Genomic DNA, 16343 nt, shown 5'->3' with positions numbered 1-16343 from the left:
TCGATCGCATCGGCACCTAAAATAACATGAACTCCAGTTAATACTTGCTTGCCTTCTTCATTACTAGCTGCAAAAAGAGTTGCCCGCAATCCTTCTTGTAAGGCTTCAATGGGAAATAATACCGATTCTCCGTCTTCTACTGTTGGTAATTCGGGAAATTCTTCCGCGTCCAAACTACGAAGTTGATAGCGTCCAGAAGTAGAAATTAAGCGCACGATCGTTCCTTCTCCGTCGTCTTCTCCTTCATCTTGAGTGAGAGTAATTTCCCCTTCAGGTAAACGGGAAATAATATCATTGAGAGTTTTTGCGGGAAGTGTAATTTTGCCACCAATTTCGACTTGTGCGGGAAAACTGGTTTGAATGCCTAAACTGAGGTCAAAGGCACGCAAACTGACATTTTGCTTGGTTTCATCGGCAATGAGGAGAACGTTACCGAGGACGGGATGAGTAGGACGAGAAGGCACTGCACGACTGACCAAACTAAGATTACTATTGAGGTCGCTTTGAGAACAAATTAGTTTCATTTTTTCTGGTAATTGGTAATGGGTGATAGGGAATAGGGAGAGGCGATCGGTAATTTATTGATAATTGTTCATTGATAATTTTTCATTGAATTGAAATTCCGTTACCAGAGAGTTGCGTTATCCAGAAGCCGATCGCGGCATCTGCCATTTCTGTTGCAACTTTGGTTTTGACTCGTTCTGCTTCTTGGCGTGATTCGCATAGGGCAAAAACAGTGGGACCCGAACCGGACATCATCGTACCCAATACCGACGCATTTTGGAAAGATTCTTTCAATTTTTGGACTTGAGGGTATTCGGGTAGGACGACTTTTTCTAAATCGTTATAGAGGTTTTGGGCGATTTTTACGGTGTCGTTATGGGCGATCGCCTCCATCAGGGGACTTGAATGTAATTGTGTAGCGCGAGACTCCATCTCCGAGGCATCTTTGAGATAAGTATGGCCAAATTGCTGACGATAGGTTTGATAAGCCCAGGGAGTCGAAACGGCGAGATTTTCGTGTTTGGCGAGGACGACCCAAAGGCCGTGAGGGCTAATAATGGGGTCTAAAATTTCCCCGCGTCCCGTGGCGATCGCGGTTCCTCCCAATAAGCAAAAAGGCACGTCAGACCCCAATTGAGCGCCTAAATCTTGCAATTCTGGCTGAGTCAGTCCCAAATTCCAGATCAGGTTTAACCCCACCAAAACCGCCGCCGCGTCTGTCGAACCCCCTGCTAGTCCCGCCGCGATGGGAATCTGTTTCTCGAGTAAAATATCCGCCCCTCCCCAATTGGCAAACTCCTCGGGAAACTCTTGGCGCATAATTTGGGCGGCTTTGTAGGCGAGATTTTGCTTTTCATCTGCCAGTTCAACGCGATCGCAGCGAACCTGAAAAGCAGGAATCTGATTGGGTGTAATCGTCACGCGATCGGCCAGTTCGATACTTTGCAGGATCATCACCAATTCGTGAAACCCATCGACGCGATCGCCCACAATTTCCAAATACAAATTAATTTTCGCGGGAGCAATGAGAGTGTAACTTTTCATGAACTGGGGAGTAGTATTCTGTTGCCTGATTAATAGCTAACGCTCAATTCTACCGTAGCTTCGCAACTTTCACCGGGTTCGAGATAAACTAAATTTTCCTTGCTATTGAGGGCATTACGGGGGGAACTCCAGGGTTCGAGACAACAATAGTTTTTATCTTTTACAGTCCAAAATACGAGGGTTGTAAAGATATCGGTGTAGGTTAGGGTAATTTTAAATTTTTGGACGGGGTTGGTCATGGATGCCGAGTTGCGCTTCAGGGGAAATAAAGCAACATCAATTTCATCGCGATCGAAATCAAAGCGATTTTTAAAGGGTTGAGTTTCCTTGGTATTTTGATCTTGCGATCGCTTGGCCGGGATTTCAAATTCTAACTGAGATTTATTTTGCTCTAAGATTTGAAAATAGGGATGAAATCCGGTAGCAAAGGGCATGATTTCGCTGGATTTGTTGCTGTAGTGTTGTTTTAGCAGCAAGCGATGTCCTTGAATTTGATAAGTAAACCTCAATTCAAAATCAAAGGGATAAACCTTAAGGGTATTTTCGTCGCTGTTGAGGACGAGGGTAATGCTGGCGAGTTCGTCCACAGAGGATTCTCGAAACTCCCAAGGCATATCCCTAGCAAAACCGTGCTGTTTGAGTTTATAGGACTGCCCTTGATGAACGTAAAGATTTTCCGGCATATTCCCGCAAATGGGGAAAAGAATGGGAATGCCTCCGCGAATGCTTAATTCGGGGTTAGCAAAGCGTTCTGCATCGAGATACAAAATATCTTGCCCTTGAACGCGCCAGCCTGTAATGATTCCCCCTCTTTCTGGCACGACTTCCAAACGGGATCCGGCTTCGCGATCGGACAGAATATAAGTCGGATATTGATTTTGTTTTAAGGCGATCTTGTAAGCCTCATTCATTGCGTTTCCCCTCCAATCTCGAAATTTTGTGCGGATTTAACTAAATCTTGATGTTTTTTACGGTTGTCTTTACGGATTCTTCATGTTAATTACTCTAGACTACAAATTAAGGACTCAAGTGAACTCTGAATTACCCCGAACAGTACCCGGCTCTTGCTGGGTACTTTTTTAGTTGATAGTTGATAGTTGATAGCGGGGATTTATCGCTATTCATTATCTTTCTCCAATTAAAACAAATGCAGCCCAATCTCGGGGATTTTGGTATTGCTCGATCGCCTTTAGCATGGCTTCTCGTAAGGCTTTGGCTTTATCGGGGTTTTGTTGCAGTTGGCGGTAAAATTCGGTCATTAAGTCGGCTGTGGGGGCATCGGGAACCGCCCAGAGGGAGACGACGACGCTAGGCACTCCTGCTGCGATAAAGGAACGAGATAAGCCGATGACTCCATCCCCGGTAATCTTTCCCCGTCCAGTATTACAGGCACTCAACACGACTAATTCTGCGCTTAAATCAAGATCAAAAATTTCACTAGATGTTAATAAACCGTCGGTTTGAGGGCTAGAGTCGGGAGTTAGGGCGATCGCGCCTGGAGTCCCTAAGCCTAAATAGTCTAGTTCATCGAGGAGCCCGTGGGTAGCAAGGTGAATAATTTTAGCATCGGGCATGGCTTTGGCGATCGCGTTTTCGCTGGCTGTATCTCCGATCAGTGCTTCTGCGGATAAAAGATTGGCAATTTCTTTGGCTTCTATTTCTGCACCTGCTAGGGCGGGTAAGGGTTGAGGGGGATCTCCTAAGCTGTCTGAAATACTGGGCATGGTGGGATTACCCACAATCAGAGTATCACCGCCGCGTTCGTGAAGGCTTTCTTTACGCTGGCGCGTTAGATCGAGAACTTGGATGGAGGGGGCGACTAATAGGGTATGTTGTTCGATTAAATATTGTTGAGCTTCATCTTGCAATGCTGCAAAAGGAATTAAAAATAAGGAACCTTGGGGAATCAAAATAACTCGCTGTTCGGGGTCCTTGGGGAGTAAGCTGGCGATGGGTTCAATTAACAGTTTATGAAATTTTCGCAATTCGAGTTGTGTCTCGCGGGGTCTTCTGGAAAATAGTGAATTGCGAGTATTGGCGACTAAGCTACTAAAGACAACTTTCTCGGTTTTTTCCTCTTTTGGGGGTTCGGGTTTGGCAATTCGCAGATCGATGATTCCATTGGGTTGGATCACCCAAATATAAACCTCTTCGCCAATGAGAGAATACTGCACAATGGTGGCATTTTGTTCCTTGGCGATCGCCCGAATTTCGTCGATATTAGGGGAGTCTGGGGCGCTAATTTCCCCTTGAGTACGGGAGGCTAATAATTCGACAAATGCCCTGGCGCGTCCTCGTTCGGCAATTTCGAGGGATTCTTCGATGCGATCGCGCTTAACCAGGGCATTTTGCAAATATTGATAGGTTTGTGCCTGTACTTCAAACAGAGATACTTTATTTTCGTCACTGAGTCCAGGTCGCAGATTTTCCCAGATTTTAATCCCATTGAGGAGATGGGTACTGGCTTCGTCGTATCGTTCCAGTTCTATTAAAGTTGCCCCCATATTGGTTAAGGCTGTCCCTTCTCCGGCGCGATCTCCTACCTCTATAAAGCCCGTGACGGCTTGTTGATAGAATTTTAGTGCATTTTTGGGGTTTCCTAAAGCGAGATAGGCTTCTCCGATATTATTGAGGGTTTTAGCTTCTCCAGCGCGATCGCCAATTTCTCGGGCAAAAGAAAGCGCCTTTTCTAAAGATTCTAATCCTTTTCTCGGTTGTCCGCGATCGATGGATATTCTACCAATGAGATCGAGAATTTTCTGTTTTCCTTGAATGATTTCGGTATAATCTTCTGCTTCGGATATTTCGAGGAGAGAAATCATTTTATCATAGATTTCGAGGGAGCGTTGGGCAGTAAAATAGGCGCGATCGCTTTGTCCTAATTTGTTCTCAATTCTAGCTAAATTTTCCAGCAATCTTGCTTCTTGAGTCGGCAAAGCATAGATCCCACCTTCTGCAATCAAATTGCTATCATTTTTCTGCCGAGAAAGTTTGACAATTGCTTGTTCTATATATTCCTTAGCTTGATTGTATTGTCCGAGACGTTCGTAAATATCCGCCAGACTAATTAAAGTGGTACTAAACCGCAGCAAATCCGTTGATTCTTGCCGTTTTTCTAGAGCTTTGTCGTAAAATTCTAGGGCTTGAGGATATTTTGCTAAACTGCGATAACTATCTCCCAATCGGTTGAGTACATGACCTTCTCGCACGCGATCGCTGGCTTGTTGATAAGTATCGAGGGCTTTCTCAAATTCGGCGATCGCCTCTTTAAATTTACCTTGTTCGTAGAAGTTTTCTGCGCTGGCCAAAACATCGCCACTATCGTCACTAAAAGCACAAACTGTTGTGGGTTTAATAGGGCATATTTTCTGAGCAATGGGGTTATCAAGCGCAGATAAAGAACTGAGTTGAGTTAAGGTTGCTAGGGATTGAATATTGGTAACGTTATTTTTAGTTAGATCGAGATAAGTTAAGTTCGTTAAATTAGCAAGGGGAGAAACATCTACAATTTGATTAAATCCCAAAATCAGAAAGGTGACATTGGTTAAATTAGCAAGGGGAGAAACATCTACAATTTGATTGTGATTTAAAGATAAAGCCTTGAGATTAGTGAAAGAAGCAAGAGGACGTAAATCGCTAATTTCTCGACCGCTTAAAGAGAGTTGTAGCATTGAACTCAGAATTTCTTCAGCGCGATCGCAATCCCTTGTTTCTGCTTGTTCGAGGAGTATTTTAATAGTATTTTGAGTATTTGCGGGGAAACTATCGAGATGAGAACACCATTGAGAAAAGCGTTTAGGTGTATTTTGTGCCAGACTAGGAAAAATTCCTCCCAATGCAAATAAAAAGGCGATCGCGATCGCTTGAGAAAATTGTCTGAGATAACGAGGTTTAATGAGCATCTTTCCTTCTCTTTTTCAAGCAGTATCTTTTCATTATGGCTCAAATATTATGAGCAAGCAATGTTTACTCTATTTTCGATTCTTGAACAATTCAGGATGTTTTCTTATTTGATATTTGCCTAGATCGCCGATCGCGCTTTTTTGTAAAGAATGAAGGGAAGCTATAATATTAAGATTTCTTGTTGTCATAATAGAACGATCGTTGCTCTGATTTCTGACATTATCTGAATGAGAAAGATGAATTACTTTACCCGTCCAACAAATCTCAAATCCTAATAGTTCTGCACGCATCAATAAATCCCGATCTTCCCATCCCCATCCTTGAAAGATTTCTTTATATCCTCCTAATGCTATTAATGTGCTTTTGCGAGTGCAGATTAAACCGCAACCGGGACGATTTTCGCTTATATTGTTCTCTTCTCGAACAATTTTAACCAAAGGGATATTATTCTCAACCGCAATTTTATAAGTATAGCGATCGCGTTTTAAAACTTCAGCAGCAGGATTAGATTCTGCAACATTCTGCACGCAAGCGATCGCCTTTTCCTGCAATTTAACGCGATCGAGTAATTTTGTCAGCGTTTCTGCATTCCAAATAATATCAGCATCGGAGATGAGTAAATATTCCCCATGAGAATGCAAAATCCCTTGATTGATTAAACGAGACTTGTTAAACTGAGAACTAGGATAGGAGAGAATCTCTACAGTGTCCCGTTTTTGCAATTCTTGTAAAGCTGAAATGCAAGGGCGATCGCTCGAGCCGCCATCACAAATAATGACTCGTTTGGGTGAGTTATTGTAAACGCGATCGCGTACATTTTCTGGATTAATTAACGAATCGACACATTGTTTAATTTCGCTGCGATTTTTAACCGGAATAATGACCTCAAACATTTATTTTACATCTATTTTTTGAAGGCGCGATCGCTTTTTCGATCGTGGGTTTTATATCAAATCCGCTTTGCTGAGGATATATTCTCATATCAACTCTGTCAACTCCATTCCTGCTAAATCCAGCATCTTCCAGCCCTCTGCTTTTGCCCGTGCGATGAGTTCTAATACCACAACTAGAATATGTTTCTCATCTTAGCCGATCGCTCATATCCAACCGCCATACTATTCCCCATCTCGGTTTTTCAAGGGCGATCGCCCTTGGAAATTCAGTGTAAATAAATCGGTGGGCTGTTTTGTCAACTTTTATCAACTTTTATCAAGATGGCGATCGCTTTTCCGTCTTTTTGACAAAAAACATATCAATTTTTCTATATTTACGCCCTCGGATTTTATGGACATACTATAAATAAGTTCGCGGTTGCAATCAAGGATTTTTCCCCCTCAATCGCGAGTCAAGTTATCAGAAAGCCTATAAGTTTCGATTATTAAAATTTTAAAGTTTGGGAGCTAAACGTCGGAAGGTGGTGTTAAAACTACTTTCCGACTTTTCTTTGCGATCGCCAAACTCGTTTAAGCTATTATAAGAAAAAACTTGTATTTGAGTATCGAGTTTGTTAGATTATGCGGAAGAGATATCGGACAAACGGGAATCAAGCCCCTAATGTAAAGATGAGGTTTGCGCGATCGCTGCCAGTGTATGGGATTTATTCTTTACTCGCATGGCAGTTTTTCACGCTTTTTTTACCCGATCGAGTCTTAGCACAGTCAGAGGAGAATCGCCAACGCTTTCTCCCAGCAATATCCTCTTCTCCTGACAATTTTACAGAATCCGATCCTAGAGCGAGAGAGCTTCTTTTCTCCGATCGCCAGGAGGACTTTTTACCTCCTCCAGAAACCCCCACAGATGCTTGGGAAAATATTCTCCCTGTTTTCCAATTGCAAGACGTACAACCCACAGATTGGGCTTACGAAGCATTGCGATCGCTGGCAGAACGATATAATTGTTTGCAGACCTCAGACGACATTTTTCGCGGGCAGCAAACCCTCAGTCGCAGTGATTTTGCTGTAGGCTTAAATTATTGTTTGGCCAATCTACAAAATTTGCTTGCGGTTGATAGAGAAACCGTTCAAAAATTAAGAGAAAACTTTCAGCAGGAATTGACCGAACTTGCTACAACTTCCAGCCAAGTTGATAGTTTAGAAGCCAGAATTACCGAACTACAAGCCAATCAATTTTCAACAACTGTAAAATTTGGCGGTCAAACTGTTCTTAATTTAGCCACTCCTGCGGGAGGAAATCCACCCGGTTTTGGCAACACGGAAACAGTTTTTACCCATCAAACTCAACTCGCCTTTTTAACTTCTTTTACTGGACGCGATCGCTTTACTTTTGCCTTCAGTACTGGGAATTTTGATAACCTTGGCTTTGCTAATTTTCAAGTTCTCAATACTTACATGGCCTTGCTCAATTCCCAATCGGGTTTAAGTAACGATATCGTTCTCAATTCTCTTGAATATCGCACGGCTGCTTTTAACAATCGCGTCGTTTTCACAGTTAAACCCCTAGGGTTTAGCCTTACTGATGTTCTCACTGCTAATACTCCCTATCTTGAATCCGGACATGGCGCAGTTTCTCGCTTTGCCTCTGGGAGTCCTTTCTTACAAATTGGTGCTTTAAATTCAGGCTTTGGCTTTGATTGGTTAGTGAGCGATCGCACTCGCTTGCAAATGGCTTACGGTGTTCGGAATAGTTCCGGGAGAGGCTTATTTGATGCCAGTCATCGCACCTTGGGGATACAAGTTCTGAGCAAACCTTCCGAAAATATAATTACGGGGGTAGCTTATCTGAATGGTTACGCTAGTGATGGGCGCTTAGATACACTAACAGGAAGTTTTAACGCCGATACCTCGGGCTTTTTTCTCGAACCCGCCGATATTCATGCGCTAAATTTTACCATGCAAATTCGCCTTCATCCTAACGTTGTTTTAGGAGCATGGGGGGGATTTGCTTTGACGCGATCGCGCGAATCTCAGGCGATCGCCCTCAGTGCAACAGGCTCCCTCTCCCTCGGCATTGCTGACCCTTTTGGACGAGAAGGAGACTTTTTCGCACTCATGTTAGGAATTCCCCCTAAACTGATTGCAGGAGCCGCGATCGAACGAATTGATGCCGATACATCTCTCCATTTGGAAACCTTTTACCGCTTTCGCCTTAACGATAATCTCTCGATTTTACCGGGATTTTTCCTCGTCACCAATCCCGGCCACATTCGCGATAATAGTACAATTTTTGTAGGCTCGGTGCGTACAGTTTTCCGTTTTTGATCGGGTACAATTAAGCAATAATAACTAACTGATAACAAAATGATGTACATTAAGAAATTCTTAGTTATCTTTGCGATCGCATTATCGTTAACGATCGCCCTACCCCAGATTCCCGTACAAGGGCAACAAATTACCAGTGCAACAATTATTGAAATTCTTGACAGCGATCGCGTTTTTATTCAAGGACAAAAAGCGCGATTAAATAACATTGCGCGATCGGGACAACAAGTTAGAACCGAACAAGCCAGGGCAGGACTCAAGTTCAATAATAATGCCTCCATTCGCATCGGTCGCAATTCCTCCTTTATTGTCGGCAGTCGTTGTGTAGAAGTGCGTCAGGGAAGAGTTGTTATTTCCGGTCCCGCCCGAGGTTGTGTGGGATCGATTGTTGCTGCGACTCGCGGTACAACCTACGCGATCGAAGTGAATGCCAAACGAGAAGGAACAATTAGCGTACTTGAAGGAGAAGTTGAAGTCGCCGATCTAGACGATCCTAGCGTAGCCTCGCTTCGCCTCAAAGCCAAACAGCGCGTTTCCATTAGCGTTGCGGGGGAAATAGGCGCGATCGAACAGTTCAACCAAGCAGAATTTGAAAATCTCTTGCAGGGACAGCTTTTTAATGGTTTTAATGTAGCTTTACCAACCGCCAGCAATCTTATCAATGCCGGGGCGATCGCCTCAGCACCCTCCCGCAGCCCCAACAATTCAGGTTTTTCGCAATCCTTCCTATCGAGTGCCATTAGTGGAGCCAGCGATCCTATGGCTGCTTCATCGGGTTCCAGCAGTCTTTCTGCCAGTTCCTCGTCAGCCGCCACGATCGCCACAGAAATCCCCGACCCTAATGCAAATTCTACCACTATTAATGCCACCGTCACTCTCTTAAGCTACGATGCAGCTATCTCTCCAGGGATTAGTGGGGATAGCGGCACCTTTACCGATGAAAACGGCACGACCTTCTCAGTCAGTGTACAACGGGGAGACTTTCCGGCGATCGTCACCCTCCCTTCCGATTATGTTATTGGTGGCAATGTCCTCAGTACCGATTCTAGTGGCAATGTTTTAATTAATGGCGTGGCAGCAAAATCGACTTCTGTGGGATTGAGTGGGAATAATGCAGTGGTTACAGTAGTTGGACAAGACGGACAAGTGTTGCGCTTACAAGTTTTCAATGTAGACACAAAAGAACCCACCGCAGGACAATCCTTTTCTGGGCAAATTATCTTTGGTCCATTCCCCGATCGCTAACATTTAGTCGATTTAAGGAAAGAATCTAAATTGAGTGGCGATCGCCCTTTCCTTCACCCCCCAAACCCCGTATAATCAAAAATTGCAAACCCTGTTACACAAAATAGCGAGGAGAGCGCGTGTTTCACCTCAGTGGTTACGAATACTTCCTAGGATTTCTGATTTTGGCCAGTTCAGTGCCTGTTTTGGCACTAACGGCATCCTTCCTCTTGCGACCGCGAACGGGAGGTGCAGAACGGCGCACCACCTACGAATCTGGCATGGAACCCATGGGGGGCGCATGGATTCAATTTAATATTCGCTACTATATGTTTGCTTTGGTTTTCGTCGTTTTTGACGTGGAAACCGTCTTTCTCTACCCCTGGGCGGTTGCTTTCAGTCAATTGGGACTACTAGCCTTTGTGGAAGCCCTTATTTTTATTGCCATTCTCGTAGTGGCTCTCGTGTACGCTTGGAGAAAAGGAGCCTTGGAATGGTCGTGAATAATCCTCAATCTCAAACTGCGATCGCGCAGCAACAAACCGAAAAAATTCTCAATCCTGTCAACCGCACTGGAGTGACCCAAGAATTATCGGAAAACATTATTTTAACCACCGTAGACGATCTCCATAACTGGGCCAGATTGTCCAGTTTGTGGCCGATGCTCTACGGGACGGCTTGCTGTTTCATCGAATTTGCAGCCATGATCGGCTCTCGCTTCGATTTTGACCGTTTTGGGCTAGTGCCTCGGGCAAGCCCCCGTCAAGCGGATTTAATCATCACTGCAGGGACGATTACGATGAAAATGGCTCCCGCTTTAGTGCGTCTTTACGAACAAATGCCAGACCCCAAATATGTGATCGCGATGGGAGCCTGTACGATTACTGGGGGAATGTTCAGTATGGACTCTCCCAGCGCCGTGCGAGGGGTGGATAAACTCATTCCCGTCGATGTCTATATTCCAGGTTGTCCTCCCCGTCCCGAGGCGATTATGGATGCGATCGTCAAGTTACGCAAGAAGGTGGCGAATGAGTCTATCCAAGAACGCGAACAAGTGCTACAACAAACCCATCGTTATTACAGCACGACCCACGGAATGAAGTCGGTAGAGCCAATTTTAACCGGGGAATATTTAGCTTCGGCTACCCGCAAAGCCCCCCCAAAAGAGTTAGCTGCGGCGATGGGAATGCCGATCGCGTTGGAAGAAGCAACTGAAAAGGAGGAGGTTTAAGTGAGCGAAGCAGAAACTGAAATTGTTGAAGCCGGTAAAGTTTCCAGTTGGTTAACGGAAAATGGTTTCGGTCACGAAGCCCTAGAGAAGGACCATTTGGGGGTTGAAGTCATTAAGGTGGATGCGGAATTTCTCATTCCCGTGGCAACGGCACTCTATGCTTATGGGTTTAACTGTATGCAGTGTCAGGGGGGTTATGATGTCGGACCTGGCAAGGAATTAGTTAGTTTTTATCATTTGATTAAGGTCGATGATAATGTTGATAAGCCGGAAGAAATTCGAGTTAAGGTGTTTTTACCGCGAGAAAATCCGACTGTTTCTTCACTGTATTGGATCTGGAAAGGAGCCGATTGGCAGGAACGAGAAACCTACGATATGTATGGGATTGTTTATGAGGGACACCCCAATCTCAAGCGCTTGTTAATGCCGGAAGATTGGATCGGCTGGCCGTTACGCAAGGATTACATTTCACCGGATTTTTATGAGTTGCAAGACGCTTATTAATTTGGGGAATAATCCGATTGTGTAGGGACGTTAAATTTAACGTCCCTACGCGATATTGGGGATGCGATCGCGCCGGAATGCTTAGATTTAATTTTGTTGCTTTTGATTTTCGAGATAGGAAAAAACAGATTTATCACCAATATCCGGGGGAATTGCTTGGAAGACTTTACGAAGGGCGAAAACAGCAAATAAAATACTCCAACTGGCCAGAAAAAGTTGCTGAATTTCCGAGGGGAAAATTCCTGCCATAAAACCCAATAAGAGAATGGGAACAAGGGGAGTTAAGAGTTTCGTTTCCAAGCGATTAAAACAAAAGGCTTCTTTAAAATAAATGCCTGTTAAGGCTGCAAAAATAAAGCCCGTCCCGAGAAGTGTGAGAGGGTGTTTATAAACGAACAAAGCGAGGGGTTCCGGAGAAGAAAAGGCGATCGCCGTGGAAAAAACCGTTCCCACTAGCCAAAACATCTGTAACAATCGATGTAGCGGCACTAAATAAATGTGAATCGTTAACAGGCTAGTGCCTAAACCTAGAGCAAAGAAGGCAAATAAAACCGTTAAAATATTTAAAACGAAAGGTGTTGCACCCTGCCACAATAGTAAACTCGTTCCTAGCAGGAAAGAGAGTGCAGCCACAGCCAAACCACTGCGGTAAATAATGACTCCTTGGCGATCGCGATCGGTGATTGTAAATTCGCCAAACTGTCCTTGATAAATTACGGTTTCAGTAGATTGAGAAGCAGTTACCATTGCAATAAATAATTATCGATGAACCATTAATGATTCATTTTAAACCATCTTTTCTAGGCGGCGAAATTCTTTCTCGATCTCTGCCCAGAGAGAGCGATTGTGAGGATCGGTGCGAAGGGCTTTTTTAAGATAGAGTCTAGCTTTGTCAAATTGGCGTTGGTTAATAAGATGTCGTCCCCAACATTGATAGGCGATCGCCTGCCATTGACGCACTTCGATATCGTGAGGAAGGCGAATCGCTAACCCTTCCACTACGGCGATCGCCCTAGCAAAACGACGTTTTTTCAGCAAGTCTTGCAGGAGTTGGTAGGATTCAAACTTAAGCGATCGTTCTCGTTCCGATAAAGGAGGACGGGGAATTTTCGCTTTTATCGGTTGTTGATAAATGGGAGTTTTGGGGCGAACGGGAGGAGGAGGGGGAGAGATAATACGTGGCAGAGATTTACCCGTTTTGAGAAGGAATTGATACGCTTCTGTAATCTCAATAAATTTGGCTTGTGCTTCCCCCTGATTGTCAGGATTGACATCGGGGTGATATTGTCTAGCCAAACGTCGATAGGAGCCTTTAATTTGCTCCAATTCTGCCCCAAATTCTAGCCCTAATACGCGATAGCACTGCACCAAATTCATTCCTACCAGTTTCCTAGAAGACCGCTATTCAATCTCAAAAATAACTCAGAATGGCTCGGTTGTGATGATTGTAATGAGAAAAATCGAGGATCTAGTGCAAATCATAGGACTTACGCAATTCAATAATATTCCGCTAAACTAACAACTTACTGTCTCATCAGGAAGAATTGCACCATTGAGCTTTGTCCCATCGAGCTTGGTATCTTTGATATTAGCACCACTTAAATCCGCACCACTTAAATCCGCACCACTTAAATCTGCACCACTTAAATCTGCACCGCTTAAATTTGCCAAAATCAACTTCGATCGCCTTAAATCCGCATGGGTTAAATCTGCACCGCTTAAATTGGCACTGGGTAAGTCAATCCCGCTTAAATTTTTTCCAGAAAGGTTAACATGAGGAGCAATCAGGTAAGCTCCAGCCGCGATCGGCTCTAAACCTACAGGAAATTGAGTTTGAGCATTGTAGAGCGCTCCTTGTAAGTTAATCTCATCAATATTTGTTTCACTTAAATTAGCAGAATAAAGATAAGTCCGACTAAAATTTGCGCCACTCAAATCCGATCCCATTAAGTTTGCTCCCATCAAACTCGCTCCAATCAACGTTGCAGAAGCAAAATTAACACCAATCAATTCTGCTCCCACAAATTGAGAATTTAAACAATAAGTCTCCATTAAATCCGCGCCAGTGAAAAAGGCTAAATTAAAGATAGCATTACTGAGATTGGCTTGTATCAATTCCGCCATACTCAGATCGCTTCGGGAAAAGTTTGTCAATTCAAGATCGGCATCTTCCAGATTTACACTACTCAAGTTAGAGTTGCTTAAGTCTGAGTTTTTAAAATTAGCCTTGGCTAAAATTGAACCCGTGAAATCGACTCCTTTTAAAATCGCTGAACTTAAATCGATTTCGGCTAATTCGAGGTCGCAAAAACTTCGTTCTCCCGCCTCATATTGTTTGAGAATTTCTTGTCGATTCATCCAGATTCACATCTCGTTATTCGTCAAATTGTAGCAAATTTTGAGAGAATTATGACTGAGGAAAAGGAGGAAAAAAGTAAGTAAAAAAGGAAAATTTTCTGAAAAGATGCTTTTGCAGTTGTGGTTTGCGCTTTACTAATAACAGTCAATCAATCGCGGAGGTTCTGATGTCAGCAGAATTCATGGATTTTCTCAAGCATAACTATGCTTACGTGGCAATTGGGGAATTTAAACCGGGTAAGTTTGCCGAAGCTGAAAGGTTATTCGCTAATGCTGTTTCGACTTATACCCACGGCTTTAAAGGAGCTTACTTATTGCGGGAAGAACCTAATACAGATAAGGGGATTGCTTTAATTCTCTGGGATAATATCGAAGATATGGACTCTAATCGAAATGAAACTCACGAAAAGATACTAAAGGACATGGCTCACTTGTTTGTTTCCCCGCCCACTACTTCCTTTTATCAAGTGAGTAGTGAAATTAGCGGGAAAACTTAATCAAAAAGCAATGCGATCGCCTTTATTGCAGGAGTTGAGATTTAGCGGCGGCATTCGGCGGCGCGGGTTTGGCGACTTTGGGGGCATAACGTTTAAATTTGGCGATCGCTTCGCTGGCGGCTTGCATAACAGTGCTGTCGGCATCATTGAGGGTGCGTTGCAAATAGGTGACAACTTCTTGGGAATTAACTTGTGCTAAGGCGGTAACGGCGGCTAAACGCACAGAAGGCTCTGTATCTTGGGAGAGTTTACCTAAAACAGGAATGGCTCGCTCTATCTCTTTTCTCACTTTTTTCTCTGCGGCAATATTGCCGATCGCCAAGACTGCTTGCTGGCGAATAACAGGATCGGGATCGTAGATAGAGTTAAAAAGTTGAGGAAGATCGGCGGTTTGACTCCCAGAAACTCCTTTTTGCACAGGCTCAACTTTAATTTTCTCTGATGGTTGAGATGCAAATGCAGCAATAATTTTTGCTTTTAAGACTGCTAATTCTTGGGTGTGTTTGTTCTCTAGTTGCTCGATCGCCCGTTGAGTTTCTTGTTTCTGGGCAGCGATCGCCTGTTGAGTTTCTTGTTTCTGGGCAGCGATCGCCTGTTGAGTTTCTTGCTGTTGAGCGGCGATCGCCTGTTGAGCTTCTTGCTGTTGAGCAGCGATCGCCTCAGCTAATTGACGTTGATAGTTTTGCTTTAACTCAATTTCTTTCGCTTCAGATTGTTGTAAATAGTCGGTTTTTAAAGATTGAATGGTCTGTTGTAATTGAAGTTCGTGGACATTATTAAGTTCTTGACGCAGTTTTTCCAAGCGAATTTCTTCACCCCGGCTTTGTTTTTCTAGAGCCGTGCGCCGTACTCCTGTACCAACTATGGCTGAGATGCTAAAACCCATCAGCAATCCAATAACAATATCCATAAATATCTCTCCAAAATTACTGCCGCTAAGTTTTATGTTAAGCTATCCTTCTCAGAAAAAGATATCTATTTTGTTCAAATTTTTGTCATTGAATGGGATTAATTTTCCGGGGCTGCAATTCCCGTCGGTAGGAAAAATTCTGTTAGAGAAGTATTGATGCGATCGCGATCTTCCTGAGCTAGGATCGCGTCATTTCTGAGAATTTGTCCTTCTGGGGTAATTGTCAGGGGAGTATGCGGAAAATCGGTTTGTGTGAGACGGTGCATGAGTTGGATGGTTTCTCCACGATCGCTCGGTTGGGGAATACCGTTCTTTTGCAATCGTACTGGATGAATTTGACCCGAGAGAAAGTCGCCGCGATCGTCTAATTCCACTTCTAAGACTAAAGAATACGCTAATTCTGCTTCAGTAGAAAAGGTTTTATAGCCTAAAAAATTGCCTAAAGAATAGGCAATTAATTTGTGGCGATAGAGTTCTAAACTACGAGGAACGTGGGGGCCGTGTCCTAAAATCAAGTCGGCTCCTGCGTCAATAGCACTGCGCGAAAACTGCACTAAATTGCCGCGATTTTCACCATAGAAATATTCCGTGCGATCCTTGACGTGCATCGCTCCTGTTCCTTCTGCACCAGCATGAATGGAAACGATGACGATATCTGCATTTGCTTCTGCTTCTCGTACCAAAGCGAGGGATTTAGGCAAGTTCAAGATAGAATTCTGATGAGGAAAGTAGCTAAAACCAAGCCAAGCAATTTTTGCTCCTTCGTGATAGGTATAAACAATTTTATCTTTTTCTCCAATAGCTTTTATCCCCGCTTTTTCGATATTAGCAACCGTATCTTGGAAACCGCGATCGCCAAAGTCAAAAGAATGATTATTGGCGATATTTAAAACATTAAATCCTGCCTCTTTCAAGAGGTTGCTGTAATCGGAAGGCGTGCGAAAGGCAAA

16 protein-coding genes are annotated in these 16343 nt (G+C 43.7%); 6 read left to right on the top strand and 10 right to left on the bottom strand.

Features of this window, described 5'->3' with window-relative positions; all coding sequences use genetic code 11:
* The 5 genes from dnaN to VB714_RS04540 all read right to left on the bottom strand — a co-directional run.
* Positions 1 to 524 (bottom strand): DNA polymerase III subunit beta (gene dnaN, locus VB714_RS04560; protein ID WP_323221630.1); only part of this gene is annotated, 524 nt, incomplete at its 3' end.
* Between the two features lie 82 nt (positions 525 to 606).
* Complete coding sequence (ispE, locus tag VB714_RS04555; protein ID WP_323221628.1) at positions 607 to 1548, bottom strand: 4-(cytidine 5'-diphospho)-2-C-methyl-D-erythritol kinase; 942 nt, start codon at positions 1546 to 1548, stop codon at positions 607 to 609.
* 29 nt (positions 1549 to 1577) lie between these two features.
* The gene (locus VB714_RS04550; protein WP_323221625.1) at positions 1578 to 2459 is read right to left on the bottom strand and encodes an aldose epimerase; all 882 of its coding nucleotides are present in this window, start codon (positions 2457 to 2459) and stop codon (positions 1578 to 1580) included.
* A 213-nt stretch (positions 2460 to 2672) separates the two neighbouring features.
* Positions 2673 to 5450: a DUF2225 domain-containing protein gene (locus tag VB714_RS04545; protein ID WP_323221623.1), complete on the bottom strand. Its 2778-nt coding sequence runs from the start codon at positions 5448 to 5450 to the stop codon at positions 2673 to 2675.
* A 69-nt stretch (positions 5451 to 5519) separates the two neighbouring features.
* Positions 5520 to 6344 (bottom strand): glycosyltransferase family 2 protein, encoded by an 825-nt coding sequence (locus VB714_RS04540; protein ID WP_323221620.1) that lies wholly within the window; start codon positions 6342 to 6344, stop codon positions 5520 to 5522.
* A gap of 621 nt (positions 6345 to 6965) precedes the next feature.
* On the opposite strand from VB714_RS04540, the gene VB714_RS04535 reads away from it, so the two are divergent.
* The 5 genes from VB714_RS04535 to VB714_RS04515 all read left to right on the top strand — a co-directional run bounded on the left by VB714_RS04535 (position 6966) and on the right by VB714_RS04515 (position 11628).
* Positions 6966 to 8669, top strand: coding sequence for an iron uptake porin (locus tag VB714_RS04535; protein ID WP_323221618.1), 1704 nt, complete (start codon positions 6966 to 6968; stop codon positions 8667 to 8669).
* Between the two features lie 39 nt (positions 8670 to 8708).
* Positions 8709 to 9914: a hypothetical protein gene (locus VB714_RS04530; protein WP_323221615.1), complete on the top strand. Its 1206-nt coding sequence runs from the start codon at positions 8709 to 8711 to the stop codon at positions 9912 to 9914.
* 119 nt (positions 9915 to 10033) lie between these two features.
* On the top strand, positions 10034 to 10396 hold the full coding sequence (gene ndhC, locus VB714_RS04525; protein ID WP_204105133.1) for a photosynthetic/respiratory NAD(P)H-quinone oxidoreductase subunit C: 363 nt from the start codon (positions 10034 to 10036) through the stop codon (positions 10394 to 10396).
* A complete protein-coding gene (locus VB714_RS04520; RefSeq protein ID WP_323221612.1) occupies positions 10387 to 11124 on the top strand; it encodes an NADH dehydrogenase subunit K in 738 nt (245 codons plus the stop codon). Before ndhC ends, VB714_RS04520 begins: the two co-directional genes overlap by 10 nt.
* Positions 11125 to 11628, top strand: coding sequence for an NAD(P)H-quinone oxidoreductase subunit J (locus VB714_RS04515; protein WP_204105132.1), 504 nt, complete (start codon positions 11125 to 11127; stop codon positions 11626 to 11628).
* An 87-nt stretch (positions 11629 to 11715) separates the two neighbouring features.
* Here the strand turns inward: VB714_RS04515 and VB714_RS04510 are convergent, their stop codons facing one another.
* The 3 genes from VB714_RS04510 to VB714_RS04500 all read right to left on the bottom strand — a co-directional run bounded on the left by VB714_RS04510 (position 11716) and on the right by VB714_RS04500 (position 13986).
* Positions 11716 to 12375, bottom strand: a complete 660-nt coding sequence (locus VB714_RS04510) for a DUF2301 domain-containing membrane protein (RefSeq protein WP_323221609.1) — start codon at positions 12373 to 12375, stop codon at positions 11716 to 11718.
* Positions 12376 to 12414: 39 nt separating this feature from the next.
* A complete protein-coding gene (locus VB714_RS04505; RefSeq protein WP_323221608.1) occupies positions 12415 to 13005 on the bottom strand; it encodes a J domain-containing protein in 591 nt (196 codons plus the stop codon).
* A gap of 138 nt (positions 13006 to 13143) precedes the next feature.
* Positions 13144 to 13986 carry a pentapeptide repeat-containing protein gene (locus VB714_RS04500; protein WP_323221605.1) on the bottom strand — a complete coding sequence of 281 codons (843 nt, stop codon included), beginning with the start codon at positions 13984 to 13986 and terminating at the stop codon, positions 13144 to 13146.
* A 167-nt stretch (positions 13987 to 14153) separates the two neighbouring features.
* On the opposite strand from VB714_RS04500, the gene VB714_RS04495 reads away from it, so the two are divergent.
* The gene (locus tag VB714_RS04495) at positions 14154 to 14483 is read left to right on the top strand and encodes an antibiotic biosynthesis monooxygenase (RefSeq protein WP_323221603.1); all 330 of its coding nucleotides are present in this window, start codon (positions 14154 to 14156) and stop codon (positions 14481 to 14483) included.
* A 22-nt stretch (positions 14484 to 14505) separates the two neighbouring features.
* Here VB714_RS04495 and VB714_RS04490 read toward each other — a convergent pair whose 3' ends face one another.
* On the bottom strand, positions 14506 to 15393 hold the full coding sequence (locus VB714_RS04490; RefSeq protein WP_323221601.1) for a HEAT repeat domain-containing protein: 888 nt from the start codon (positions 15391 to 15393) through the stop codon (positions 14506 to 14508).
* Between the two features lie 98 nt (positions 15394 to 15491).
* Positions 15492 to 16343, bottom strand: an 852-nt coding sequence (locus VB714_RS04485; RefSeq protein ID WP_323221599.1) for a CapA family protein, incomplete at its 5' end; no start/stop codon positions are given.

Source organism: Spirulina sp. 06S082 (genome assembly GCF_034932145.1).
In the GTDB taxonomy this organism is placed as follows: domain Bacteria; phylum Cyanobacteriota; class Cyanobacteriia; order Cyanobacteriales; family Spirulinaceae; genus CCY15215.
This window is presented reverse-complemented; position numbering and strand designations above follow the sequence as displayed.